The organism is Leifsonia shinshuensis, assembly GCF_013410375.1.
GTDB classification, from domain to species: domain Bacteria; phylum Actinomycetota; class Actinomycetes; order Actinomycetales; family Microbacteriaceae; genus Leifsonia; species Leifsonia shinshuensis.
Genome location: NZ_JACCFL010000001.1, coordinates 98,609 through 122,954, shown reverse-complemented (window position 1 = coordinate 122,954; position 24,346 = coordinate 98,609). Strand labels below are relative to the sequence as shown.

At 69.5% G+C, this 24,346-nt stretch carries 21 protein-coding genes; 15 read left to right on the top strand and 6 right to left on the bottom strand.

Features of this window, described 5'->3' with window-relative positions:
* Window positions 1-37: 37 nt before the first annotated feature.
* The 5 genes from HNR13_RS00580 to HNR13_RS00560 all read left to right on the top strand — a co-directional run bounded on the left by HNR13_RS00580 (window position 38) and on the right by HNR13_RS00560 (window position 6,545).
* Window positions 38-1,048, top strand: a complete 1,011-nt coding sequence (locus HNR13_RS00580) for a substrate-binding domain-containing protein (RefSeq protein ID WP_179603963.1) — start codon at window positions 38-40, stop codon at window positions 1,046-1,048.
* Between the two features lie 283 nt (window positions 1,049-1,331).
* Entirely contained in the window at window positions 1,332-3,071 is a 1,740-nt protein-coding gene (locus HNR13_RS00575; RefSeq protein ID WP_246312835.1) for a glycoside hydrolase family 13 protein, read from the top strand.
* Between the two features lie 55 nt (window positions 3,072-3,126).
* Window positions 3,127-4,533 carry an extracellular solute-binding protein gene (locus tag HNR13_RS00570; RefSeq protein ID WP_246312688.1) on the top strand — a complete coding sequence of 469 codons (1,407 nt, stop codon included), beginning with the start codon at window positions 3,127-3,129 and terminating at the stop codon, window positions 4,531-4,533.
* An 84-nt stretch (window positions 4,534-4,617) separates the two neighbouring features.
* A complete protein-coding gene (locus tag HNR13_RS00565; protein WP_179603962.1) occupies window positions 4,618-5,568 on the top strand; it encodes a carbohydrate ABC transporter permease in 951 nt (316 codons plus the stop codon).
* Window positions 5,569-5,624: 56 nt separating this feature from the next.
* The gene (locus tag HNR13_RS00560; RefSeq protein WP_343063652.1) at window positions 5,625-6,545 is read left to right on the top strand and encodes a carbohydrate ABC transporter permease; all 921 of its coding nucleotides are present in this window, start codon (window positions 5,625-5,627) and stop codon (window positions 6,543-6,545) included.
* 341 nt (window positions 6,546-6,886) lie between these two features.
* On the opposite strand, the gene HNR13_RS00555 is transcribed toward HNR13_RS00560, so the two are convergent.
* From HNR13_RS00555 to HNR13_RS00535, 5 genes are all read right to left on the bottom strand, one after another.
* The gene (locus HNR13_RS00555) at window positions 6,887-7,795 is read right to left on the bottom strand and encodes a prenyltransferase/squalene oxidase repeat-containing protein (RefSeq protein WP_179603960.1); all 909 of its coding nucleotides are present in this window, start codon (window positions 7,793-7,795) and stop codon (window positions 6,887-6,889) included.
* Complete coding sequence (locus HNR13_RS00550; RefSeq protein ID WP_179603959.1) at window positions 7,792-8,343, bottom strand: SRPBCC domain-containing protein; 552 nt, start codon at window positions 8,341-8,343, stop codon at window positions 7,792-7,794. Before HNR13_RS00550 ends, HNR13_RS00555 begins: the two co-directional genes overlap by 4 nt.
* A gap of 5 nt (window positions 8,344-8,348) precedes the next feature.
* Window positions 8,349-9,029: a helix-turn-helix domain-containing protein gene (locus tag HNR13_RS00545; protein ID WP_179608984.1), complete on the bottom strand. Its 681-nt coding sequence runs from the start codon at window positions 9,027-9,029 to the stop codon at window positions 8,349-8,351.
* 169 nt (window positions 9,030-9,198) lie between these two features.
* Window positions 9,199-9,948, bottom strand: a complete 750-nt coding sequence (locus tag HNR13_RS00540) for an SDR family NAD(P)-dependent oxidoreductase (protein ID WP_179603958.1) — start codon at window positions 9,946-9,948, stop codon at window positions 9,199-9,201.
* Window positions 9,949-10,030: 82 nt separating this feature from the next.
* Entirely contained in the window at window positions 10,031-10,882 is an 852-nt protein-coding gene (locus HNR13_RS00535) for a fumarylacetoacetate hydrolase family protein (protein ID WP_179603957.1), read from the bottom strand.
* Between the two features lie 91 nt (window positions 10,883-10,973).
* Here HNR13_RS00535 and HNR13_RS00530 point away from each other — a divergent pair, with 91 nt between their 5' ends.
* The gene (locus HNR13_RS00530; protein ID WP_179603956.1) at window positions 10,974-11,303 is read left to right on the top strand and encodes an L-rhamnose mutarotase; all 330 of its coding nucleotides are present in this window, start codon (window positions 10,974-10,976) and stop codon (window positions 11,301-11,303) included.
* 62 nt (window positions 11,304-11,365) lie between these two features.
* Here HNR13_RS00530 and HNR13_RS00525 read toward each other — a convergent pair whose 3' ends face one another.
* On the bottom strand, window positions 11,366-12,376 hold the full coding sequence (locus HNR13_RS00525; RefSeq protein WP_179603955.1) for a LacI family DNA-binding transcriptional regulator: 1,011 nt from the start codon (window positions 12,374-12,376) through the stop codon (window positions 11,366-11,368).
* A 316-nt stretch (window positions 12,377-12,692) separates the two neighbouring features.
* Here HNR13_RS00525 and HNR13_RS00520 point away from each other — a divergent pair, with 316 nt between their 5' ends.
* The 9 genes from HNR13_RS00520 to HNR13_RS00480 all read left to right on the top strand — a co-directional run bounded on the left by HNR13_RS00520 (window position 12,693) and on the right by HNR13_RS00480 (window position 24,231).
* Window positions 12,693-14,009 carry an ABC transporter substrate-binding protein gene (locus HNR13_RS00520; protein ID WP_179603954.1) on the top strand — a complete coding sequence of 439 codons (1,317 nt, stop codon included), beginning with the start codon at window positions 12,693-12,695 and terminating at the stop codon, window positions 14,007-14,009.
* A gap of 83 nt (window positions 14,010-14,092) precedes the next feature.
* Window positions 14,093-15,040, top strand: coding sequence for a carbohydrate ABC transporter permease (locus HNR13_RS00515; protein ID WP_179603953.1), 948 nt, complete (start codon window positions 14,093-14,095; stop codon window positions 15,038-15,040).
* Complete coding sequence (locus HNR13_RS00510; RefSeq protein WP_179603952.1) at window positions 15,037-15,870, top strand: ABC transporter permease subunit; 834 nt, start codon at window positions 15,037-15,039, stop codon at window positions 15,868-15,870. The genes HNR13_RS00515 and HNR13_RS00510 overlap by 4 nt, the downstream gene beginning before the upstream one ends.
* Window positions 15,871-15,928: 58 nt before the next feature.
* Window positions 15,929-18,199: an alpha-L-rhamnosidase gene (locus tag HNR13_RS00505; protein ID WP_246312687.1), complete on the top strand. Its 2,271-nt coding sequence runs from the start codon at window positions 15,929-15,931 to the stop codon at window positions 18,197-18,199.
* A 159-nt stretch (window positions 18,200-18,358) separates the two neighbouring features.
* Window positions 18,359-18,676 carry an L-rhamnose mutarotase gene (locus HNR13_RS00500; RefSeq protein WP_343063378.1) on the top strand — a complete coding sequence of 106 codons (318 nt, stop codon included), beginning with the start codon at window positions 18,359-18,361 and terminating at the stop codon, window positions 18,674-18,676.
* 61 nt (window positions 18,677-18,737) lie between these two features.
* Entirely contained in the window at window positions 18,738-19,901 is a 1,164-nt protein-coding gene (rhaI, locus tag HNR13_RS00495) for an L-rhamnose isomerase (RefSeq protein WP_179603951.1), read from the top strand.
* A gap of 49 nt (window positions 19,902-19,950) precedes the next feature.
* Entirely contained in the window at window positions 19,951-21,987 is a 2,037-nt protein-coding gene (locus tag HNR13_RS00490; protein ID WP_179603950.1) for a bifunctional aldolase/short-chain dehydrogenase, read from the top strand.
* Between the two features lie 13 nt (window positions 21,988-22,000).
* Window positions 22,001-23,446: a rhamnulokinase gene (locus HNR13_RS00485; protein WP_179603949.1), complete on the top strand. Its 1,446-nt coding sequence runs from the start codon at window positions 22,001-22,003 to the stop codon at window positions 23,444-23,446.
* Window positions 23,446-24,231 (top strand): nucleotidyltransferase domain-containing protein, encoded by a 786-nt coding sequence (locus tag HNR13_RS00480; protein ID WP_179603948.1) that lies wholly within the window; start codon window positions 23,446-23,448, stop codon window positions 24,229-24,231. The genes HNR13_RS00485 and HNR13_RS00480 overlap by 1 nt, the downstream gene beginning before the upstream one ends.
* Window positions 24,232-24,346 lie beyond the last annotated feature (115 nt).

The following is a 24,346-nucleotide window of genomic DNA, read 5'->3' as shown; positions in this document are numbered from 1 at the left end:
GTCACCGATTTTCACGCGCCTGCGCTATCGTGTTCCCGTGTCCAGGCGACTAGCAGAGGTGGCCCGCAAGGTCGGGGTCAGTGAGGCGACCGTGAGTCGCGTCCTCAACGACAAGCCGGGGGTTTCGGAGCCGACCAGGAGGGCGGTGCTGACCGCGCTCGATGTCCTCGGCTATGAGCGTCCGACGAAGCTGCGCGGCGAACGCCCTCGGCTGGTCGGGCTGGTGCTTCCGGAACTGTCCAACCCGATCTTTCCGGCGTTCGCGGAGGTCGTCGGGGGCGCCCTGGCCCAGAACGGTTACACGCCCGTGCTCTGCACGCAGACCGCCGGCAGCATCTCCGAGGCCGACTACATCGACCTCCTGCTGCAGCAGCAGGTCTCCGGGGTGGTCTTCGCCGGCGGGCTCTACACGCAGGAGGCGGGGTCGCACGAGCACTACGAGAAGCTGCGGGACGTGAAGCTGCCGACGGTGCTCGTCAGCGCGCCGGTCGACGGGCTGGGTTTTTCCGCCGTCTCGTGCGACGACGCCGTGGCCACCCAGCTGGCGGTCCGGCACTTGGTGCAGCTCGGCCACACGAAGATCGGCTTCGTCCTCGGGCCCAAGGATCATGTGCCGTCGCGCCGCAAGTTCGAGGCGGCCGAGCGGGAGCTCGCCCGGGCCGGCCTCGAGTTCGAACCGAGCAGGGTCATGCGGTCCCACTACACGCTCGAGTCGGGACAGGCGGCGGCCACCCGGCTCCTCCAGACCGGTGTGACCGGCATCGTCTGCGCGAGCGACCCGCTGGCGCTCGGCGTGATCCGCGCCGTCCGCCGTGCGGGACTGCGCGTCCCCCAGGACGTCTCGGTCGTCGGCTACGACGACTCTGCTCTGATGGGCTGCGTCGAGCCCCCGCTCACGACGGTGCGTCAGCCGATCGAGCCGATGGGACGGATGGTGATGGAGCTGCTCACGCAGCAGATCGCCGGCGAGACGATCCCGCCGGAGGAGTTCCTCTTCGAGCCGGAGCTCGTGGTGCGGTCCTCGACCGGACCGGCGCCCACGGACTAGCGCCGCACATCGAAAGGGCTCGTCACGGTCTCCACCCGTGACGAGCCCTTTTTGCGCGCTTCGAGTGCCCAGAATTCGGCCGCACGTGACCGCAAGTACACGCAAGAGTGCGCAAATGGCTTGCGTTCATTTTAGTTCTTGCGTCATTTTGTCGAGAACCCTACGTTGGCTCTGACGGAAACGGACAACAGTTGGACCTCCGTGGCACCCGTCCCTGATCACAGCCCCAACCGGCGCCGACGCCAGCGGCAGTCCGGTCTGCACAGAAAGGCTCCGCGTGGACCTGCCCCTGCTCGCTGACGACTCAGCGGCACCGACATCAGCGGCACCGACGGTCGAGGCGACGACTGCGCGTCCGGACGCGATCCCGTCCACCGACGACCCCCTCTGGTGGCGCGGTGCGGTCATCTACCAGATCTACCCGCGGAGCTTCGCCGACGCGAACGGCGACGGGATCGGCGACTTAGACGGCGTGCGCCGGCACCTGGGGTATCTCAAAGACCTGGGCGTCGACGCCATCTGGTTCACGCCCTGGTACCTGTCCCCGCTCGCCGACGGCGGCTACGACGTCGCCGACTACCGCACGATCGACCCCGCCTTCGGAACCCTCGAGGAGGCCGAGGCCCTCATCGCCGATGCGCTGGAGCTCGGCATCCGCACCATCATCGACATCGTCCCCAACCACGTCTCCGACCGTCACCCCTGGTTCCAGGCGGCGCTGGCCGCCGGTCCCGGTTCGCCGGAGCGTGAACGCTTCTGGTTCCGACCGGGCCGCGGCGTCGACGGAGCCGAGATGCCGAACCACTGGGTCTCCAACTTCTCCGGCGACACCTGGACGCGCACGGTCGACCCCGACGGGAACCCGGGGGAGTGGTACCTCCACCTGTTCACCCCCGAGCAGCCGGACCTCAACTGGAACCACCCCGATGTCCTCCGCGAACACGAGGAGATCCTGCGTTTCTGGTTCGACCGCGGCGTCGGCGGAGTGCGGATCGACTCCGCGGCTCTGCTGGTCAAGGACCCCGAGCTGCCGGAGGTGCCGGAGCACCCGGGCCCGGGCGAGCACCCCAACACCGACAGGGATCAGCTGCACGACATCTACCGCGACTGGCGCGCCGTCGCCGACTCGTACCCCGGAACGCGCGTGCTGGTCGGCGAGCTCTGGCTCCCCGACATCGAGCGGTTCGCCAAGTACCTGCGCCGCGACGAGCTGCACACGGCCTTCAACTTCGACTTCCTCGCCCGGCCATGGGATGCCGACGAACTGCGGGCGTCGATCGACTCGACGCTCGCCGCCCACGCTCCCGTCGAAGCGCCCTCGACCTGGCTGCTGTCGAACCACGACGTCACGCGGCCCGTCACCCGGCTGGGGCGCGCGGACTCGTCCTTCGCCTTCGCGAAGAAGCGCGTCGGCACACCCACCGACCTCGCGGTCGGGACCCGACGCGCGCGGGCCGCGGCCCTCCTGGTCGCGGCCCTGCCCGGTTCGCTCTACATCTACCAGGGCGACGAGCTCGGGCTCCCCGAGGTCGAGGACATTCCGGCAGACCGGCTGGAGGACCCGATGCACTTCCGCTCCGGCGGCGTCGATCCCGGCCGCGACGGCTGCCGCGTCCCGCTCCCGTGGAGCGGCGACCGCGCCCCGTTCGGGTTCAGCCCGGCAGGCGCGGCGGGGGAGCCCTGGCTGCCGCAGCCGGCGTCGTGGAGCGCGTTGACCGTGGAGGCGCAGCGCAGCGACCCGGAGTCGATGCTCTCGCTCTACCGGAGGGCACTCCGGCTCCGCCGCGACGAGGCCGGCCTGGGCGACGGCGACTTCGCCTGGCTCCCGAGCGAGAGCGGTGTGCTCGCGTTCACGCGCGGCGACCGCTTCGTCAATGTCACCAACCTGTCGGGCGCGGCCGTGCCGCTCCCGCCCCACGAGGGGGTCCTCCTCACCAGCGCACCGCTGCAGGACGGACTCCTCCCCGACGACTCCACGGCGTGGCTCCGAACACAGCTCGCCTCGCCGGAGAGCCGCGTCTGATCGACCCGATGACGCACCTGACTGCACCACACCGCACACCGAAAGGAACCAGACAATGAAGTCCCTGAAACCACGACGGCTCGGCAGCAAGGTCGTCGCGCTCGGTATCGCGACCGCCGCGAGCGTCGCCATGCTGAGCGCCTGCTCGTCCGATGGCGGCAGCAGCAGCAACGGCCAGGTGAACCTCGTAGTCGCGCCGGTCCTGCCCGGCGCGACCGCGGACGCCCTCAAGACGCTCGACACGCGCGTCAAGGAGTTCGAGAAGAAGAACCCCGACATCCACGTCAAGGCGATCGAATACCAGTGGACGGCGAGCACCTTCGCCGCCGAGCTCGCGGGCGGAACCCTGCCCGACGTGTTCAACGTCCCGTTCACCGACTCGAAGACGCTGGCGAACAACGGTCAGCTCGCCGACATCACCACGCCGTTCAAGCAGACCTCCACCGCGGACAAGTGGAACAAGAACGTGCTCAACGTCGCCACAGGCGACAACGGCAAGATCTACGGCATCCCGTGGGGGCCGTACGCGATGGCTCTGTCCTACAACCGCGACATCTTCACGCAGGCCGGGCTCGATCCCGACAAGCCGCCGACGACCCTCGACGAGATCGAGGCCGACGCCAAGACCATCGCCGAGAAGGTGCCGGGCGTCGCGGGCTACATGCAGATGACCAAGGACAGCACGGGAGGCTGGAACCTCGCGACGAGCACCTACGCGCTCGGCGGCCGTCTGGAGTCCACCGGTTCGGACGGCAAGGTGACCGTGAAGACCGACAACGACCAGACCAAGCAGGCGCTGACATGGCTCAAGAAGCTGCGCTGGGGCGACAATTCCATGGGCAGCAACTTCCTGTGGGACTGGAGCGGAATCAACCAGGGCTTCGCGTCGGGCAAGATCGCGATGTACATGAGCGGTTCCGACGTCATCGGCTCGCTGATGCAGGCGAACGGGTTCGACCCGTCCAAGTACGGGGTGACCACCTACCCGATCGACACCTCCAACAGCAAGGCCGGCATCCTGTCCGGCGGAAACGTCGATGTGGTGAACGTGAAGGACACGCCGGAGCAGATCGCCGCAGCGGTCAAGTGGATCGACTTCTACCGCACCCAGCCGCAGGTGAACGAGAGCGACGCGGTCACCCTCGCCAAGTCGAACAAGGCGGGTAACCAGGCGGTCAACGCCCCCACCCTGCCGCTCTTCGACAAGGCCACCTGGCAGCAGTACCAGACCTGGATCAAGCCGTACGCGAACATCCCGGCCGGCAACGTCAAGCCGTTCAACGACGGGATCTTCAGCCAGACGATCGTCCCGGAGCCGCCGGCGCACACGCAGGACCTGTACGCGGCGCTCGACTCCGTCGTCCAGGCGGTGCTGACCGACAAGAACGCCGACGTCGACACCCTGCTCAAGGGAGTCGACACGAAGATCCAGGCGCTCATCGACGCCGACGCCAAGAAGTAACAGAGAGCACCACAGCGGCCGTCGGGCCGCCGGCGCCCCGAGCGCCCGGCGGCCCGGCGGCCACGGCCGACGGAAAGCCAGGACATGACGACATCCACCGACGTGCGCGCCACCCCCGCGCGGGAGCGCCAGAAGCGGCGGCACAACCCGATCACGTGGGTTCAGCGCGGCGGCCTCACGACGCTGCTGTTCCTCCTCCCGCTGCTGATCGTCTTCGGGGTCTTCTCGTGGTCGCCGATCGTGCAGGCGGTCGTCATGAGCTTCCAGAAGACCAATCTGGTCACGCCGCCGACCTTCGTCGGCTGGGACAACTTCGTGGCGGTGTTCAACGATCCGTTGTTCTGGATCGCCGTGCGCAACACCGCCTACTTCGCCTTCCTCGCCGTCCTCATCGGCTACCCCGTCCCGCTGATCGTGGCCGTGCTGATGAGCGAGGTCCGGCGCTTCAAGGGGCTGTTCAGCGTGCTCGCCTACCTGCCCGTCGTGATCCTGCCCGTCGTCTCGGTGCTGCTGTGGAAGATCTTCTACGACGCAAGCCCGACCGGGGTGTTCAACACGATCCTGGGCTGGTTCCACATCCCGCCGCAGCCCTGGATCCAGGATGCCGCGACGGCCATGCCGTCCCTCGTGCTGCAGGCGACCTGGGCGGGCGCGGGCGGGACGATCATCATCTACCTCGCGGCGATGACCTCCGTCGCCCCCGAGCTCTACGACGCGGCCGAGGTCGACGGCGCCTCCCTCTGGGGGAAGATCTGGCACGTCACGCTCCCGCAGCTGCGCGGCATCCTCTTCATCACGTTCATCCTGCAGATCATCGCGACGGCGCAGGTGTTCCTGCAGCCCTACCTCTTCACCGGCGGCGGCCCGGCGAACTCGACGACGACGATACTGCTCCTGATCTACCAGTACGCCTTCACGAACAGCCTCGGCGGGGCCTACGGCCAGGCGACGGCGCTGAGCCTGATGCTCGCGGTCTTCCTCGCCGTGCTCTCGATCGTCTACTTCCGACTCACCGCGCGATGGAGCGACAATTGACCACCACAGTCCCGGCCCAAGAAGTCCAGGTCACCGAGCCGCTGCCCGACTCCGGAATTCCCGGGAGGCGGTCCCGACGGCGCCCGAGGCCGGTGGAGGCGGAGGACCGTCACATCCTCTCGGCCGCCGACTGGCGCCGCCCGCGGATCCGGATCACCACGAACGTCGTGCACGTCATCCTGCTCGTGTTGCTGGTGCTGGTCGGACTCTTCCCGCTGCTGTGGCTGTTCAAGTCGGGCATCACGCCGACGCAGGACACGCTCACGAACCCGCTCGCGCTGTTCCCGCACGGGATCGCGTGGGACAACGTCGTCAAGGCGTGGAACGACGTCCACATCGGCGACTTCTTCTTCAACACGATCGCGATGGCCGCAGGCGAGTGGGCGGTGCAGCTCATCGTCGCCACCACCGCCGGGTTCGCACTGTCGGTGCTGCGCCCGAAGTACGGCCGGTACCTCGCCGGGCTGGTGCTCGCGACGCTGTTCGTCCCCGCCGTCGTGCTGCTCGTGCCGCTCTACCTGACGATCCTGCACCCGCCGCTGATCGGCCACTCCCTGATCAACACGTTCTGGGCAGTCTGGTTGCCTGCCGGTGCGAGCGCGTTCAACGTGCTGCTGGTGATGCGGTTCTTCGACAGCCTCCCGCGCGAGATCTTCGAGGCCGCGCGAACGGATGGAGCGGGGACGTTCCGGCTGTTCTGGTCGATCGTGCTCCCGATGTCGAAGCCGATCCTCGGCGTCGTCTCGGTTTTCGCGATCAACGCGGCCTGGGCGGACTTCCTGTGGCCCAACCTGGTGCTGGCCGACATCCACATCCAGCCGCTGTCGGTGCGGCTGCCGCAGATCCAGTCGAGCACCGACCTCGGCGTGTACCTTGCCGCGCTGAGCATCGCGACGCTCATCCCGGTGGTCATCTTCCTGGTCTTCCAGCGGACGTTCTTGCGCGGCGGCGGACTCGGCGGAGCCGTCAAGGGCTGAGCGGAGCCCGCGTGTCCTCGAAGCTGCGTCACCGCACTCAGTAAGAACCAGGGCACGGCTCACGCGTGCTCCGTCGACGAACGGCCGTGTACTCCGCGGCGGCCCCTGGGCGCCGGTGGGAGGTAGGTTCCGGCTCCGCGAACGACGAGGCCGTGATCGCCGAACTCGAGCACCTCGTTGACTAGCGCACCTGTCTGGGTGCGATAGTGGACGAAGCAGGCGCGCCGCCGTCGGCGAGGTGAAGACGGCGTCGTCGGCGAAATGTGCCAGCACCGCGTCGACGTCGTGCGTGTTCCAGGCCTGCAGCCAGATGTCCGCGAAGTCCTGCGCCTGCTGGTGGTTCATGCGAGCTCGTTCGGGATCGATGGCCAACGCTCGTCGGCCCGGAGAGTTGTGAGTGCGGCGATGGTCGCGTATCCGCGCCATTCCAGCGCCGCGGCGGCCGAGTAGCTGGCGAAGTCGACGGGCCATCCGCCGTCGGGCTGCTGCGCCCGTTCGAGCCGGTCCAGCTCGTCCACCACGGATCGCGGATCCAGCAGCTGTCGCAGCGGTCGACCGGGCTCGGACGCGAGATGGACGGTCTCACCCGCGGCCCCGCCCTCGACCGGGAGGGCTCCGTCCGATGGGATGAACCGCGCCAGCCGGTCGAGCAGCTCGGCCGCCTCGGGATGGGCGTCGGACGCGGCGTCTAGGAACTGCAGCGCGAAGGACAGCACATAGGCGAACGGCTGGTCCTCGATCCGTCGGATGGCCTCGAAGCAGAAGCGCGTGGCGGCCTGCACCCAGGGATGATCGGCCAGCGTCCTATCCCACCGGGCGGCGCGGTACGCCTGGGCGGCCACCGCTGCCGTGATCTGCAGCGAGGATTCGGCCGGATCGGCGTGCACCCAGAACGGCGCGCAGCCGGTCGGGTCCGCGATCGGCAGCGCGAACGGCAAGCCGCCGTCGGGCAGCGAGATCGAGTCCAGCCAATCCAGGAGCATTGTCGTGCGTGGCGATGTCGCCGGCCCGGCATCCGCGATCGCTTCGAGGGCGTGCAGGGCGGCTCCGGGCTGGCTCTCCGGAGCCCGGAGGTCGGGCTCGAGCCCCCAGCCGTACCCGCCGTCCGAGTTCCGATACGCGTCCAGAGCGTCGATCACCGCGCGCCGGTCGGCATCCTCGCCCGTGACAAGCGCCTGGAAGCGGCGGCGGTCGAGCACCCGCGCATGCGACCTCAGAAAGGCCGCGGCATGGCTCAGGTCGATGCTCATGAGTGCCCGCGTCTCTCGTCGGGGTTGGAGCTCGGAGCGCCTCGCCCCGTCGTGAGCAAACCGTGCAGGCTCTCGGAGAGATAGTGCCTCCACGCCCTCGAACAGACGTCGTAGCATTCGTCCTCCGCCGTCAGTCCGACGTGTGTGAACCGGATCTGCGTCCCTGTCGCGTCCGGTCGCAGCTCGAATGCGAGGTCGGTGCCGACCCACTCCTCGGGATCATCGACGAACGTCATCCGGCTCTTCACCACGCGCCAGACCACGCGCCGACCGTGGACAAGCTCGGTGACCCGCATGGTGGCCGCGTGCACCCCCGGCACCTCGTAGGAGAACTCGGTTCCGACGGTATCGGCCGAACCGTCGATGTCGGCCATCCACCATTCGCGCGGATGGACGATCGCGTCGAACACGGACGACGGGTCGCGGGCCAGGACGAACTCGATCGCCAGATCGGGAGGAGACGTGGTGGACATCGGCTCAGCCTTTCTCTGCTGTGGTCGCTCCACTGTGGCACCGGCGTCCGTCGTCGGCTTGGACGAATCGGACACGCTCTTCACGCGACGGCGAGGTCGGACGGAGCCTGGCCAGTGAGCCGGCGGCACTCGCGGGCGAAGTGGGCCTGGTCGAAATACCCCGCCATCGCGGCAGCGGTGCTCAGGCTGGTGCCTCCGCGGACCAGCCGGAGCGCGCGCTGGAACCGGTGGATCTCCATCAGCGTCTTCGGGCCGTAGCCGAAGACGCGTCGGCACAGCCGCTGCAGCGACCGTGGCGACATCTCGTGCAGCTCGGCGGAGGCGGCGACTGGCAGCCCAGCGCGGGCGGCGCGGTCCACCGACGCCGCGTGGCGGAGCGCGGCGCGGTCCGGATCCGACGTCGCCCACAGCGCGACGAGCACCTGCTCCAGAGCGCCTGCGGCGTCCTCGTCGAACGCGTGCCCCGGAACCCGGGGTGGGTGGGTGAGCTCGGCGAGCTCGACCCGCCGGTCGGTCAGTTCCTCTACCGGCAGCCCGAGCAGCGCATGCGCGACGCCCGGATCCAGTCGGATCCCCCAGGTCGTCTCTCCGGGCCGTGTGTCGAAGAGCATCGAGCGCGTGTCAGGGCCCGCGACCACCAGTCGTTCACGGAACCACATCAGGTCGAGGGCACCGTCTGGCGCGACACGCAGCTCGGACCCCTCCGCGACGGCTCGCCACCCTACGGCGCCGGTTGCGCACCGCCATTCCGAATAGCCCATCGACAGTTCCTTCGTGGTCGCGTCGGGTTTCGTCGACGTGGGACGGTGCTCCGCCCACTGCTCGCCGCCGCGCGGGGTGCGGCGAACCTCAGCGCTCGGTTTCGCCATCCGCCTGGTCGCGGAACACTGACCAAGCTATCGGAGGCGGCAGAGCATGGGTATGCCTCCACTATTCGCGCCGCGGGCGCAGCGAGTACATCCCGCCGTCGACGGCGAGGATGACCCCGTTGCTCGACGCGGAGCGCGGCGAGGCCAGGTATGCGACCGCGCCGGCGACTTCCTCCGGCTGCACCAGCCGACCGCTGGGCTGGCGGGCCTCCAGGGCGGCGCGCTCGGCGTCCGGGTCGGCGGCACTGTCGAGCAGGCGCCCGACCCACGGGGTGTTGGCCGTGCCGGGCGCGACGGCGTTCACGCGGATGCCGAACGGCAGGCAGTCCGCGGCGATCGCGAGGGTCATCGCCGAGATGGCGCCCTTGGAGGCCGAGTACAGCACCCGCTGCGGGAGGCCGGCCCACGCGGCGATCGAGCTGGTGAGCACGACGGCCGGCGCCGGGGACTGCTTGAGGTGCGGCATGGCGTGGCGGATGGTCCGCGCCGAGCCGATGACGTTGACGTTGAGGACGCGCGTCCACTCGGCGTCGTCGTTGGCCTCCACGTCGCCCTGCGCGCCGATGCCGGCGTTGGCGATCACGATGTCCAGGCGGCCGGCGTCGGCCACCACCTCCGCGATGGCGGAGCGCACGCTGTCGTCGTCGCCGATGTCGCAACGGATGCCGGTGTGCGGCGCTGTGACGGCGGACGCGTCGAGGTCGAGCGCGTAGACGCGCGCGCCGCGGCCGGCCAGCTCGTCGGCGATGGCCTTGCCGAGGCCGGATGCTCCGCCCGTGACCGCGGCCACGAGCCCTTCGAAATCGGACAACGTCGTCTCCTTGTCGGTGTTCCGGATGGTCGGAGTGCGCTCAGAGCTCAGAGCTCAGAGCTCAGCGCTCAGCGCTCAGCGCTCAGGGCGCGGGCCGCACCGTGCTCGCCTGCTCGCCGAGCCCGTCGATCCCGAGCCGGACCTCGTCGCCAGCGGCGAGGTACGGGAACCGGCCGGAGAGCCCGACGCCCTCCGGGGTGCCGGTGTTGATGAGGTCGCCCGGCTCCAGGGCGGTGAACTGCGAGAGCCGGTACACGATCTCGGCGACGCCGAAGATGAGGTCGGAGGTGTTCGAGTCCTGCCGGGGCTCACCGTTGACGGTCGACCGGATCCGCAGTCCGGACCCGTCGCCCACCTCGGCCGCCGGCACCAGCCAGGGGCCCAGCGGGTTGAAGGTCTCGAAGCTCTTGCCCTTGCTCCACTGCCCGAGCGAGCGCTGCAGCTGGTACTCGCGCTCCGACACGTCGTTGGCGACGGCGAAGCCGGCGATGTGCCCGAGCGCCTCCTCCGGGGAGGACAGGTAGCGTGCGCGCGTGCCGATGACGGCGGCGAGCTCGACCTCCCAGTCGGTCGTCGTCGAGCCGGGCGGGAGCAGGATGTCGTCGTTCGGCCCGACCACCGTGTTGGGGTGCTTGTAGAAGACGACGATGTCGCTCGGCGGCTCGGAGCCGGACTCGCGGGCGTGCGCCGCGTAGTTCATCCCGATGCAGATGACCGCCTGCGGGCGCGCGATCGGCGGACCCACGCGGAGCCCGGCGGCGTCGATGACCGGAAGCGTCCCGGCGCGGGCGGCGGCCTCCGCGCGGGCGAGCCCGTCGGCGGCGAGGAACGCGCCGTCGATGTCCGCGGTCAGCGGGCGCAGGTCCCAGGTCGTCCCGCCGTCGCTCACGACGGGGAGCTCCGCGCCGACGGCGCCGAGTCGCATGAATCGCATGGAGGGTCCTTTCACCGGGGCTTCCGTCGCCCGCGTTCAGCCTATTACTATTTCCTATAGGAATCCAAGAACGGCCGCCGGAAGGAACCCTATGCGCGTCGCCCTGCACTCCATCCTCCGCGACGGTCACGAGGCGGCCTACGAGGAGGCGCACACCGTCATCCCGGACGACCTCGCCGACTCGTTCGCCCGGCTCGGCATCCACGACTGGACGATCTGGCGCAGCGGCCGCGATCTCTTCCACCTGGTGGACTGCGACGACTTCGCGGCCGCCATGCGGGCGCTGGACGACGACCCGGCCAACCAGCGCTGGCAGGCGTTCATCAACCAGCACGTCGACCACTTCGTCACGACGGCCGACGGCCCCGAGGGGATGGTGCTCGGCGAGGTGTGGCGGCTCCGCGACCAGGAAGCCCGCTAGATTCGGCACGAATGTCGCCTTTGGGCGCGCCATTCACGACATTCGGCACGAACGGCACGCGGCTATCGGCGCGCTGTGCTCGCCCGCACCACCAGCTCTGGCTGGTAGAGCACGCGCCGGGGCTCGAGCCCCGGGTTCTCGGCCTCCTCGAGGAGGATCTGGACCGCGGTCTCGCCGATCAGGTGGCTCGGCTGCCGGATCGAGGTGAGCGGGACCACCGACGCGCCGGCGAACTGGATGTCGTCGTAGCCGATCAGGGCGATCTCCTCCGGCACCGCCAGCTTTCCGTCGCTGAACAGCGTCTGCAGGAGACCGATCGCCAGGAGGTCGTTGGCCGCGAACACCGCGTCCGGGCGGTCCTCCGGGGCGCGGTCGGCGATGGCCTGGCCGGCCTTGCGGCCCTCCAGGACGTCCGGCGCGGCCGTGTCGACGAACTCCAGGGTGACGCCGGGGTGGCGCGCGACGACCGAGCGGGCGCCGGCGAGGCGGTCCGCGACCTGCTGGATCGCCACCGGGCCGCCGACGAAGGCCAGGCGGGTGCGGCCGGTCTCGATCAGGTGCTCGGCGGCCATCGCGCCGCCGGCGACGTCGTCCACCGACACCGAGCTGAACGTGCTGTCGCTGCTGACCCGGTCCACCAGGACGGCGGGGATGCCGCGGTCGCGCATCCGCCGCAGCCGGTCGGCCGCGTCGCCGACGGGCGAGAGCAGCACGCCCCGCACGCGCAGCTCCTCGAACAGGTTGAGGTAGCCCGCCTCGCGGTCCTGGCGCTCGTTGCTGTTGCCGACGATGACCGAGTACCCGGCGTCGGCAGCCGCGTTCTCCGCCGCGGTGGCGACATCGGTGAAGAACGGGTTGGCGCCGCTCAGGGTGATCAGCCCGATCGCCTGGCTGTGCCCGAGGCGGAGCTGGCGGGCGGCCTCGTTGCGCACGTAGGAGAGCTTCTCCATCGCCTGGTGGACGCGTTCGACCGTCTCGGCCGACACGATCTCGGGCCGGTTGAGCACGTTGGACACGGTCCCCACGGACACCTGGGCCAGTGCTGCGACGTCTTTGACGCTTGCGGAAGCCATAGTGAATTCCCCTCTCGCCGGTCATCGTAACGGATGCGCCAGTTGAATCGAAACAATTTTCAAAGACCCGACCTCCGACCCTCCACGGGTCACGTAGCCAACTGAGTTAAAGCCCAGGTCAATAGCATTTTATCGCAGAAGAAGCATTCTTGTCCGGGATTGAACGCACGATTCAGCGGTGTTGTCCAGCGTCGTTACTGAATCGACACAATTGGTTCTTGACGGAATCCGCCGCAGGACTTATCTTCATGTGAAGCGTTTCAAAACACCCCGAACACCCAGGGGCGGAGACGTCCCGAATACAAGGAGGTATTTGATGTTCTCTCGCAGGACGACGACAAAGCTCGTCGCCACGCTCGGCGGCATCGCAATCGCGGCGCTCGCCCTCGCCGGCTGCAGCGCGTCGGGCGGCTCCGGCGGCTCGACCACCATCTCGCTGCTCGCCGGCGGCAACGACCCCGCGAGCACCAAGTTCGCGAACGACCTCGCCACCGCGTTCCACAAGGCCAACCCCACGATCACGGTGAAGGTGGAGACGCGGCCCGGCGGCACCGACGGAGACAACCTCGTCAAGACCCGGCTGTCGACCGGCGAGATGAACGACGTCTTCCTCTACAACTCCGGCTCGCTCTTCCAGGCTCTACACCCCGACACCCAACTCCAGCCGCTCACCGACGAAGCCTGGGTGAAGGACCTCACGAGCGACTTCAAGAAGACCGTCGGCACCAGCAAGGGCGTCTACGGAGCACCCTGGAGCACGTCCTTCGACGGCGGCATCATGTACAACAAGAAGGTCTACGAGAAGCTCGGCCTGTCGGTCCCCACGACCTGGAGCGACTTCATCAGCAACAGCGAGAAGATCAAGGCCGCGGGCATCGTCCCGGTCATCCAGTCCTACGGCGACACCTGGACCAGCCAGCTGTTCGTGCTCGGCGACTTCGCCAACGTCAATGCGGCCGACCCCAACTGGGCCACGGACTACACGAACAACAAGCCGAACGCGAAGTACTCCAAGCAGCCGGCGCTCGAAGGCTTCACGCACACGCAGGAGGTCTTCGACAAGGGCCTGATGAACAAGGACTACGCGTCCCTCACCAACGTCAACGCCCTCAAGATGCTGGCGACCGGTGAAGGCGCGCAGTATCCGATGATCACGGCCGTCATCAGCAACGTGCTGCAGTCCAACCCCGACAAGATCAACGACATCGGCTACTTCGCGATCCCCAGCGACTCCGGTGAGCCGCACGCGACGGTCTGGGAGCCCGGCGGCGCCTACATCCCGAAGACCACGACCGGCGACAAGCTGACCGCCGCCAAGAAGCTGGTCGCGTTCATCAACTCGCCCACCGGCTGCGACATCCAGAACAGCGCGGGAACCCCCGCCGGCCCGTTCGCGATCAGCACCTGCAAGGTCCCGGACAGCGCCCCCGCGCTGGTCAAGGACGAGCTGAAGTACCAGGACGACAAGAAGACCGGCCTCGCGCTCGAGTTCCTGTCGCCGATCAAGGGCCCGAACCTGGAGAAGATCCTCATCCAGGTCGGCTCGGGCATCTCCTCCGGCACGCAGGGCGCGGCACTGTACGACCAGGATGTGAAGGCCCAGGCCCAGCAGCTCGGCATCAAGGGCTGGTGAGCCCTCGTCCGGGCCGGCGCGCAAGCGCCGGCCCGGACCCCCGGCCCCGGGCCGCACCCGCAAGACTCGACGAGGAGCAGACAATGTCGACGGCAACCCCTGCGACCGCCCCCCAGGCGGCCGACATCATCACCGAGGTGGGGGCCTCGGAGAAGAACAGACCCCGCAAGACCCGGATGCGGTCGCACTACCCGACCTGGTTCTTCATCCCCGCGATCGTCCTCTACGTGATCTTCTTCGCGATCCCGACGATCTCCTCCTTCTACTTCTCGCTCACCCGGTGGTCGCTGTTCGACTCGCAGTTCATCGGGTTCGCGAACTACGTGCAGTTCTTCCAGGACCCGCAGCTCTACACGAGCTTCATCCACACCCTCATCTATGCGGTGCTGACCTCCGGGGTCAAGGTCGTCCTCGGCTTCCTGCTCGCCCTCCTGCTGACCTCCCCGGTCGTGGGCCGCGGCTACCTGCGGGCCGTGGTGTTCTTCCCGGTGCTGCTGTCGACGATCGGTGTCGGCATCCTGTGGAAGTCGCTGCTGGACCCCTTCCATGGCATGGTCAACGCGGTGCTCGGCTTCTTCGGCCTCCCGCAGCCCGGCTGGTTCACCGACCCGAACCTGGCGCTCTACACGATCGCCGGCGTGGACATCTGGAAGGGCGTCGGCATCGCGACGCTGATCTTCATGGCCGGCATCGTGGCCATCCCGAACGAGTACTACGAGGCGGCCAGGATCGACGGCGCCGGCGGCTGGAACATCCTGCGCCGCATCACGATCCCGCTGAGCCGCGGCGCGACGGCGACCGTCATCATCCTGTCGCTGATCGGCGGCCTGCGCTCCTTCGACATCATCTGGGCGACCACGGGAGGCGGCCCCGGCTTCACCAGCGACGTGCTCGCCTCGGTGATCTACAAGCAGTACCAGGCCGGCTTCTACGGCCTCTCCACGGCGGGCAACGTCGTCCTCTTCCTGGTGGTCACGCTCATCATGGTGCCGCTGTCGTACGTCCTGAACAGAAAGCAGGTGGAGCTGTGACCCGCACGAAGGTCCGCGCCTGGATCGTCGGCGTCATCGCGATCCTCGTCTCCGTCGTCGTCTTCCTGGTGCCGTTCGCGTTCGTGGTGCTGCAGGCCGCGAAGACCCCGGACGACGCCTCCACCCTCGCCTTCACCTGGCCGAAGGAGTGGCAGTTCTTCCCGAACCTGGTCGCGGTGCTGCAGAGCAACGACGGGCTGATCTGGCGGGCGTTCCTGAACTCGTTCGTCCTCACGGTCGGCTCGGTGGCGCTCATGGTGATCCTGTCGGCGATGGCCGGCTACGTCCTCGCCCGCAAGCGCAGCAAGTGGGGGCCGGTCGTGAACTTCTTCGTGCTCGCCGGCCTGATCGTGCCGCCCGCCGTGGTCCCCACCATCTGGGTGCTGCAGGGCGTCGGCCTCTACAAGACGATGCCGGGCATGATCCTGATCGAGACCACCTTCGGGCTCTCCTTCTGCATCCTGCTCTTCCGGGCCTTCTTCAACACGGTGCCCAAGGAGCTGGACGAGGCGGCGGTGCTGGACGGCGCCGGCCGGGTGCGGCTGTTCTTCCAGGTCATCCTGCCGCTGCTGAGGCCGGTGATCGTGACCGTCATCGTGGTGCAGTCGGTGTTCGTCTTCAACGACTTCGCCGGACCGCTGTACTTCCTCCCCGGATCCGACAACGCGACCGTGCAGACCACGCTCTACACGTTCTCCGGGCAGAACCTGAGCTTCTACAACCTGCTCTTCATGGACATCCTGCTCATCACCATCCCGCCGCTGGTCGCGTACATCTTCTTCAACCGGCAGATCGTCGCCGGCATGACCAGCGGTGCGATCAAGGGCTGACGGCCTGCCGACCGACGACCGAAACCGAAAACGAAACGAAACCGGAGACACGACAACCATGACTTGGCACGCCCAGATGATCGCCGCCGACGAGGCCTTCGACGGGGCTCCGCTGCTCCGCAGGGAGTTCGCGCTGGAGGAGGGCCACGGCGCCGTCGCCCGCGCGACCCTCACGCTCACCGCCCAGGGGGTGGTCGAGGCCTGGCTGAACGGCCGCCCCGTCTCGGAGGATCTGCTCACCCCGGGGTGGAGCAGCTACGAGTGGCGCCTCCGCTACGCGACCTACGACGTCACCGACCTGGTCGAGCCGGCCACCGTCCTCGGCCTCGCGCTGGGCAAGGGCTGGTTCGGCGGCCGCCTCGGCTGGACCGGAGGCGCGGCCTGGTACGGCGGCGCCCAGGGCGCCTTCGCACAGCTGGAGGTGGTGTTCGCCGACGGCAGCACCCAGCTCATCGTCACGGACGACGCGTGGGCCAGCGGCCCGAGCGCGGTGCTGGCCAACGATCTCTACGACGGCGAGACCATCGACGCCCGCCTCCGCGACGACGCCTGGAAGCTGCCCGGCTTCGCCGGAGAGGGCTGGACCGGGACCCACGCGATCGAGTTCGACACCGCCAAGCTGCAGCCCTACATCGGCCCGGCCGTCACGCGCTGGGCCGCGCTCCCGGTGCAGGAGATCAGCACCTCGCCCTCGGGCAAGACGCTCGTCGACTTCGGGCAGAACCTGGTCGGCTGGATCAAGGTCCGCGTGCAGGGCCCGGCCGGCACGGAGGTCACCATCCGCCACGCGGAGGTGCTGGAGCACGGCGAGCTCGGCGTGCGCCCGCTGCGCAGCGCGCAGGCGACCGACCGCTACATCCTCTCGGGAGGCGTGGACGAGTTCGAGCCGACCTTCACGTTCCACGGCTTCCGCTACGCCGAGATCACCGGCTGGCCGGGCGAGCTGAAGGCGGAGGACCTGACCGCGATCGCGATCGGCTCCGAGCTGACCCGCATCGGCGAGTTCTCCAGCTCCGACCCGCTGCTCAACCAGTTCCACGAGAACGTGGTGTGGGGCATGCGCGGCAACTTCGTCGACGTCCCCACCGACTGCCCGCAGCGCGACGAGCGCCTCGGCTGGACCGGCGACATCGCCGCTTTCGCGCCGACCGCCGCCTACCTGTACGACGTGGACGCCTTCCTCTCGGACTGGCTGGTCGACCTCGACCTGGAGCAGCGCCACAACGACGGGATCGTCGGCTTCGTCATTCCGGACGTGCTCAAGTACATGCCGCACCCCGCGGACTTCGGCAAGCCGAACACGACCGCGCTCTGGAGCGACGCGGCGGTCTGGGTGCCGTGGGACCTCTACGAGGCGTACGGCGACACCGCGGTGCTCGAGCGGCAGTTCGACTCGATGGCCTCGCACGTGCGCCGGGTGAAGTCGCTGCTCTCGCCGGCCGGTGTCTGGGACGGCAACTTCCAGTTCGGCGACTGGCTCGACCCGGACGCGCCGCCGGAGGACCCGGCCAAGGCGAAGGCCGACAAGGGCGTCGTCGCGACCGCGTGCGCCTACCGGTCCGCGCGGATCCTCGCCGACACCGCGGCGCTGCTCGGCCGCACCGCGGAGCAGGCGGAGTTCGAGGCGCACGCCGCCGACCTCCGCGCCGCGTTCAACCGGGAGTACGTCTCGGGTGGCGTGGTGCTGAGCGACTGCACCACGGTGTACTCGCTCGCGATCGTGTTCGGTCTGCTCGACCCGGCCGACGAGGAGTTCGCCGGCGACCGGCTCGCCGAACTCGCGGCCGAGGCGGGCTACCGCATCTCGACCGGGTTCGCGGGCACGCCGTTCATCGCTGACGCGCTCACCCAGACCGGCCACACGGACGTCGCCTACCGGCTGCTGCTGGAGAAGGAGTGCCCGTCCTGGCTGTACCCGGTGACGATGGGCGCGACGACGGTGTGGGAGCGCTGGGACTCGATGCTGCCGGACGGCACCATCAACCCGGGCGAGATGACCTCCTTCAACCACTACGCCCTCGGCGCGGTGGCGGACTGGATGCACCGGGTGGTCGGCGGCCTCGCTCCGCTGAAGCCGGGCTACGCGTCGGTGCTGGTCGCCCCGCAGCCGGGCGGCGGCCTCACCGAGGCGGCCACGTCGCTGGAGACCCGGCACGGCCGGGTGTCGGTCCGCTGGAGCCTGGACGGCGACCTCCTGACGGTCGACGCCGAGCTCCCGGAGGGTGTCGACGGGATCCTGCGGCTCCCGGGCCGCGAAGACCAGCGGCTCAGCGGCGGGCCGGTCTCGGTCACCGCTGAGGTTCACTCTTCTGTGGGCGCTGTGCGCTGACGACGGACGGACGGGGGAGTGATCGACCATGCGGCGCGGATGTCTCTGCTCGGCAGCCGCGCCGCGTGGTTGTTCCCGTACGTGTTATGCTTTGAATCGATTCAGCTTGAATCGATTCATAACCATCGATGACGAGACACAGACGACAAGGGAGTTGAGGTGGAACGGGTGTGCTTCACGATGCGGCTGAAGCCGGAGCGGGTCGCCGACTACCTGGCCGCGCACGAGACCGTCTGGCCGGAGATGCTCGACGCGCTGCGCGAGACCGGCTGGTCGGACTACTCCCTCTTCGTCGACCGGGAGGAAGCGCTCGTCGTCGGTGTCCTGGAGACCGACGATTTCGAGGGCGCGATCGCCGCGATGAACGAGCGCGAGGTCAACGCGCGCTGGCAGGCGACCATGGCCCGTTACGTCGCCAACGAGGCCGCGCCCGACTCCACCATGAGACGCCTCGACGAGTATTTCCATCTCCCGTAGACCCGCCCGGCGTCGCCGCCCGGCGCACCACGACTTCCATGACAACCACGAAAGGGAGACCATGACCCTCACCGACGACATCCGTTCGCAGCTCGCGCTGCAGGCGATCGAGCTGCCCTCCTGGGCGTTCGGCAACTCGGGGACGCGCTTCCGGGTGTTCGGCACGCCGGGCACGGCGCGCGACCCGTTCGAGAAGGTCTCCGACGCCGCGCAGGTCCACAAGCACACCGGGCTCGCCCCGACCGTCGCGCTGCACATCCCGTGGGACAAGGTGGACTCCTACGCCGACCTCCGCAAGCACGCGGAGGACAACGGCGTGGAGCTGGGCACGGTCAACTCGAACACCTTCCAGGACGACGACTACAAGTTCGGGTCGGTCACGCACTGGGACGACCGGATCCGCCAGAAGGCGATCGACCACCACTTCGAGTGCATCGACATCATGAACGAGACCGGGTCGCGCGACCTGAAGATCTGGCTCGCCGACGGCACCAACTATCCGGGCCAGGACTCCATGCGTGCCCGCCAGGACCGCCTGGCCGACTCGCTTCAGAAGATCTACGAGCGGATCGGCGAGGGCCAGCGGCTGGTGCTGGAGTACAAGTTCTTCGAGCCGGCGTTCTACCACACCGACGTCCCGGACTGGGGGACGAGCTACGTCCAGACCGCCGCGCTGGGCGAGCGGGCGGTGGTGTGCCTGGACACCGGCCACCACGCGCCGGGCACGAACATCGAGTTCATCGTCATGCAGCTGCTCCGCCTCGGGAAGCTCGGCAGCTTCGACTTCAACAGCCGGTTCTACGCCGACGACGACCTGATCGTGGGCGCCGCCGACCCGTTCCAGCTGTTCCGGATCGTGTTCGAGGTGATCCAGGGCGGCGGCTACGCCAACCCGGACGTCGCGTTCATGCTCGACCAGTGCCACAACCTGGAGGCCAAGATCCCGGGGCAGATCCGCTCGGTGCTGAACGTCCAGGAGGCCACCGCCAAGGCGCTGCTGGTCGACACCGAGGCGCTCGCCGCCGCGCAGGCCGCCGGTGACGTGCTGGCCGCCAACACGGTGTTCATGGACGCGTTCAACACGGACGTGCGCGCCGACCTGGCTGCCTTCCGCGAGTCCCGCGGCCTCCCGGCCGACCCGATGGCCGCCTACAAGGCCTCCGGCTACCAGCAGAAGATCGAGACCGAGCGCGTCGGTGGCACCCAGGCCGGCTGGGGCGCCTGACCGCTCCGCACCCTCCCTCGCAGACCACCCACCGAAGGAACCACGCAGAATGACGAACGAGACCGTCGCGGCCCTCCTGGCCCGGTCGAACCGCCTCGGCGCCGACCCGAAGAACACGAACTACGCCGGCGGCAACACATCCGCCAAGGGCACGGAGACCGACCCGGTGACCGGCGAGCCGGTGGAGCTGCTGTGGGTGAAGGGGTCCGGCGGCGACCTCGGCACCCTGACGGAGGGCGGGCTGGCGGTGCTGCGGCTCGACCGGCTGCGCGCCCTCCAGAACGTGTATCCGGGCGTGGAGCGCGAGGACGAGATGGTCGCGGCGTTCGACTACACGCTGCACGGGAAGGGCGGCGCGGCGCCGTCGATCGACACGGCGATGCACGGGCTCGTTGATGCCGCGCACGTCGACCACCTGCACCCGGACTCCGGTATCGCGATCGCCACCGCCGCGGACGGGGAGGCGCTGACCGCGAAGGTGTTCGACGGTCGCGTGGTGTGGGTGCCGTGGCGGCGCCCCGGCTTCCAGCTCGGCCTCGACATCGCCGCGATCAAGGCGGCGAACCCGGACGCGATCGGCACCGTCCTCGGCGGCCACGGCATCACCGCGTGGGGCGACACCTCCGAGGAGGCCGAGGCGAACTCGCTGTGGATCATCCAGACCGCTGCCGACTACATCGAGGCCAACGGCCGCCCCGAACCGTTCGGCGCTCCGCTGCCCGGCTACGAGCCGCTGCCGGAGGCCGAGCGCCGCGCGAAGGCGGCCGCGCTCGCGCCGCACCTGCGCGCCATCGCCTCCACCGATCGCGTGCAGGTCGGCCACTTCACCGACGCCGACGTGGTGCTCGACTTCCTCGCGTCGTCCGAGCACCCGCGGCTCGCCGCGCTCGGCACCTCGTGCCCCGACCATTTCCTCCGCACGAAGGTGAAGCCGCTCGTGCTCGACCTGCCGTCGGACGCCTCCATCGAGGACTCGGTCGCTCGGCTGGAGGAGCTGCACGAGCAGTACCGCGCCGACTACCAGGCCTATTACGACCGGCACGCGACCCCGGAGGCGCCCGCGATCCGCGGCGCGGACCCGGCGATCGTGCTCATCCCGGGCGTCGGGATGTTCTCCTACGGCAAGGACAAGCAGACCGCCCGCGTGGCCGGCGAGTTCTACGTCAACGCGATCAACGTGATGCGCGGCGCCGAGGCGCTCTCCACCTACGCGCCGATCGACGAGGCGGAGAAGTTCCGCATCGAGTACTGGGCGCTGGAGGAGGCCAAGCTGCAGCGCCTGCCGAAGCCGAAGCCGCTCGCGGGCCGAATCGCGCTCGTCACGGGCGCCGCCTCCGGCATCGGCAAGGCCATCGCCACCCGGCTGGCGGCCGAGGGCGCGTGCGTCGTCATCGCCGATCTCGACCTCGAGAAGGCGCAAGCGGCGGCCGCGGAGATCGGCGGTCCTGATGTCGCGCTCGGCGTCGCCGCGAACGTCACCGACGAGAAGGCGATCGACGCCGCGATCCAGGATGCGCTCCTGGCGTTCGGCGGCCTGGACCTCGTCGTCAACAACGCCGGCCTCTCCATCTCCAAGCCGCTGCTGGAGACCACCACCGCGGACTGGGACCTCCAGCACGACGTCATGGCCAAGGGCTCGTTCCTGGTCTCGCGCGCCGCCGCGAAGGTGCTGATCGACCAGAAGCTCGGCGGCGACATCGTCTACATCTCCTCGAAGAACTCGATCTTCGCCGGCCCGAACAACATCGCCTACTCCGCCACGAAGGCCGACCAGGCCCACCAGGTGCGCCTGCTGGCCGCCGAGCTCGGCGACCACGGAATCCGCGTCAACGGCATCAACCCGGACGGCGTCGTGCGCGGCTCCGGGATCTTCGCCGGAGGCTGGGGCGCCAAGCGCGCCGCGGTCTACGGCGTGCCGGAGGAGGAGCTCGGCAAGTACTACGCGCAGCGCACCCTCCTCAAGCGCGAGGTGCTCCCGGAGCACGTCGCCAACGCCGTGTTCGTGCTGTGCAGCAGCGACCTCGACCACACCACCGGACTCCACATCCCCGTCGACGCGGGCGTCGCGGCGGCCTTCCTGCGATGAACGGGGGCGTGCGATGAAGGGGGGCGCGGGTGCCGTCGCCGCGGTCGACCTCGGCGCGACCAGCGGCCGGGTCATGCACGCCCGGGTCGGCGCGAACACGCTGGAACTGACCGAGGCGGCGCGGTTCCTCAACACGCCCGTGCGGGTGTGGGAGGGCGACCGCACCGCGCTGCACTGGGACCTGACCGGCCTCTACTCCAGCGTGCTGGAGGGACTCGGCGCGGTCGCGCGCTCGGAGCCCGGCCTCCGCAGCGTCGGCGTGGACGCGTGGGCGGTCGACTACGGCCTGCTGCGCGACGGCCGCCTGCTCGGCGAGCCGTACCACTACCGCGACGAGCGGACCGCTGCAGGTGTCGACCTGGTGCACGCGCGCGTGTCGCCCGAGCAGCTCTACCGCGAGGGCGGCCTCCAGTTCCTCCCGTTCAACTCCCTCTACCAGCTCGCGGTCGACCAGGAGTCGGGGGCGCTGGAGACGGCCGACGGCTTCCTGCTCGTCCCCGACCTGATCACCTACTGGCTGAGCGGCCGGGCCGTCGCCGAGCGCACCAACGCCTCCACGACCGGCCTGCTCACGGCCCGCGGAGCGTGGAACGACGCCCTCATCGAGCGGCTGGGCCTGCGCCGCTCGCTGTTCCCGGCCCTCGTGGACGCGGGCACGGAGGTGGGCTCACTGCTGCCCTCGCTGGAGCTGCCGTTCGCCGGCACCGGGCCTGCGGTGACCGCGGTCGGCTCGCACGACACCGCGTCCGCGGTCGTCGCGGTGCCGATGGACCCGGCCCGCGCCGCGTACATCTCCTGCGGAACCTGGGGCCTGGTCGGCGTCGAGCTGGAGGGCCGGGTCGTCAGCGACGAGGGCCGCGCGGCCAACTTCACCAACGAGGGCGGCGTCGACGGCCGCGTCCGCTACCTCCACAACGTCATGGGCCTGTGGCTGCTGAGCGAGTCGATCCGGGAGTGGCAGCGCCGCGGCCTCCACGTGAGCCTGGAGAGTCTGCTCGCCGAGGCGGCGGAGCTGCCGCGCCCGGCGGAGCTGTTCGACGCCGACGACCCGCGCTTCCTGGCGCCGGGCGACCTCCCCGCACGCATCGCCGGCTGGTTCGCCGAGCGCGGCCTGCGTGCGCCGGCGAGCCCGGCCGGGATGGTCCGCGTCATCGTCGAGAGCCTCGCCGAGGCGTTCGCGTCCGCCGTGCGCGCCGCCGCCGACCTGTCCGGCGTGCCGGTCGAGACCGTCCACATCGTCGGCGGGGGAGCGCGCAACGCGCTGCTCTGCCAGGCGACCGCCGACCGCGCGGGCGTCCCCGTCCTGGCAGGCCCGATGGAGGCAACGGCCCTCGGCAACGCGCTGGTCCAGGCCCGCGCGGTCGGGCTGCTCTCCGGCGACCTGGAGACGCTGCGTGCGCTGGTCGCCCGCAATTACGCGCCCGTCCGGTACGAGCCGGCGCGGGTGGCCGTCCGCTGATGGAGCATCACGAGCGGGCGATCGCACGGTACGTCGCGGAGGTGTCGGCCGATCCGTCGGTGCTGGCCGTGATCGTCAGCGGCTCGGTCGCGCGCGGCGCCGAGCGGCCGGACTCCGACGTCGACCTGTACCTGGTGGTGACCGAGGAGCGCTGGGATGCGGCCTGCGCGGCCCGCCGCCTGATGTACACGAGCACGGACGGCATCGGCTACGACGAGGGCTACTTCGACATCAAGCTGGCGACGCTGTCCTACCTGTCCGACGCGGCCGAGCGCGGCGACGACCCGGTGCGCGACTCGTTCGCCTCCGCCCGCGTGGTGTTCAGCCGGGTGCCCGACCTCGACGACCGCCTGGCACGCGTGGTCGAGGTGCCGGCCGCCGAGTGGGAGGACCGCGTCGCCGGCTTCGTCGCGCAGTGCCGCCTGCACGGCGGCTACTTCCTGCCGCAGGCGTACGAGCACGGCGACCCGCTGCTCCTCGCGCACGCGGCCGTGCACCTGGTGACATCGGCGGCCCGGGCGCTGCTCGCGCACAACGCGGTGTTCTTCCCCGGCCCCAAGTACCTGCGGGCGCGGGGGGCCATGCTGCCGCGCGTGCCGGACGGGTTCGGCGCGCTGCTCGATGCGGTGATCGCGACGCCGACACCGGAGACGGCGGGGGCGCTGCTGGAGGCCGTGGAGGCGTTCGTCGGCGACGCCCTGCCTCGCGACGAGACGCTGTCCCGGTTCGTGCTCGACAACGAGCTCGCCTGGCGCTACCGGACGGCGCCGCCGGAGTACTCGTAGCGGAACCTCGGGCGCATGCCGCTCCTCCCGCCGCGGCGTCACTTCGCACCTGCCGGCCCGCTCCGCCGCAGCCAACGGAGGACCCACGGCCCGCCACAGCCCGGATCTCCTCCGT

Coding starts and splice junctions, on each gene's coding strand:
- HNR13_RS00570 (WP_246312688.1), top strand. CDS start 3,127: ATGAAGTCCCTGAAACCACGACGGCTCGGCAGCAAGGTCGTCGCGCTC.
- HNR13_RS00565 (WP_179603962.1), top strand. CDS start 4,618: ATGACGACATCCACCGACGTGCGCGCCACCCCCGCGCGGGAGCGCCAG.
- HNR13_RS00555 (WP_179603960.1), bottom strand. CDS start 7,795: ATGAGCATCGACCTGAGCCATGCCGCGGCCTTTCTGAGGTCGCATGCG.
- HNR13_RS00545 (WP_179608984.1), bottom strand. CDS start 9,029: ATGGGCTATTCGGAATGGCGGTGCGCAACCGGCGCCGTAGGGTGGCGA.
- HNR13_RS00535 (WP_179603957.1), bottom strand. CDS start 10,882: ATGCGATTCATGCGACTCGGCGCCGTCGGCGCGGAGCTCCCCGTCGTG.
- HNR13_RS00530 (WP_179603956.1), top strand. CDS start 10,974: ATGCGCGTCGCCCTGCACTCCATCCTCCGCGACGGTCACGAGGCGGCC.
- HNR13_RS00525 (WP_179603955.1), bottom strand. CDS start 12,376: ATGGCTTCCGCAAGCGTCAAAGACGTCGCAGCACTGGCCCAGGTGTCC.
- HNR13_RS00520 (WP_179603954.1), top strand. CDS start 12,693: ATGTTCTCTCGCAGGACGACGACAAAGCTCGTCGCCACGCTCGGCGGC.
- HNR13_RS00515 (WP_179603953.1), top strand. CDS start 14,093: ATGTCGACGGCAACCCCTGCGACCGCCCCCCAGGCGGCCGACATCATC.
- HNR13_RS00505 (WP_246312687.1), top strand. CDS start 15,929: ATGACTTGGCACGCCCAGATGATCGCCGCCGACGAGGCCTTCGACGGG.
- rhaI (WP_179603951.1), top strand. CDS start 18,738: ATGACCCTCACCGACGACATCCGTTCGCAGCTCGCGCTGCAGGCGATC.
- HNR13_RS00490 (WP_179603950.1), top strand. CDS start 19,951: ATGACGAACGAGACCGTCGCGGCCCTCCTGGCCCGGTCGAACCGCCTC.
- HNR13_RS00485 (WP_179603949.1), top strand. CDS start 22,001: ATGAAGGGGGGCGCGGGTGCCGTCGCCGCGGTCGACCTCGGCGCGACC.
- HNR13_RS00480 (WP_179603948.1), top strand. CDS start 23,446: ATGGAGCATCACGAGCGGGCGATCGCACGGTACGTCGCGGAGGTGTCG.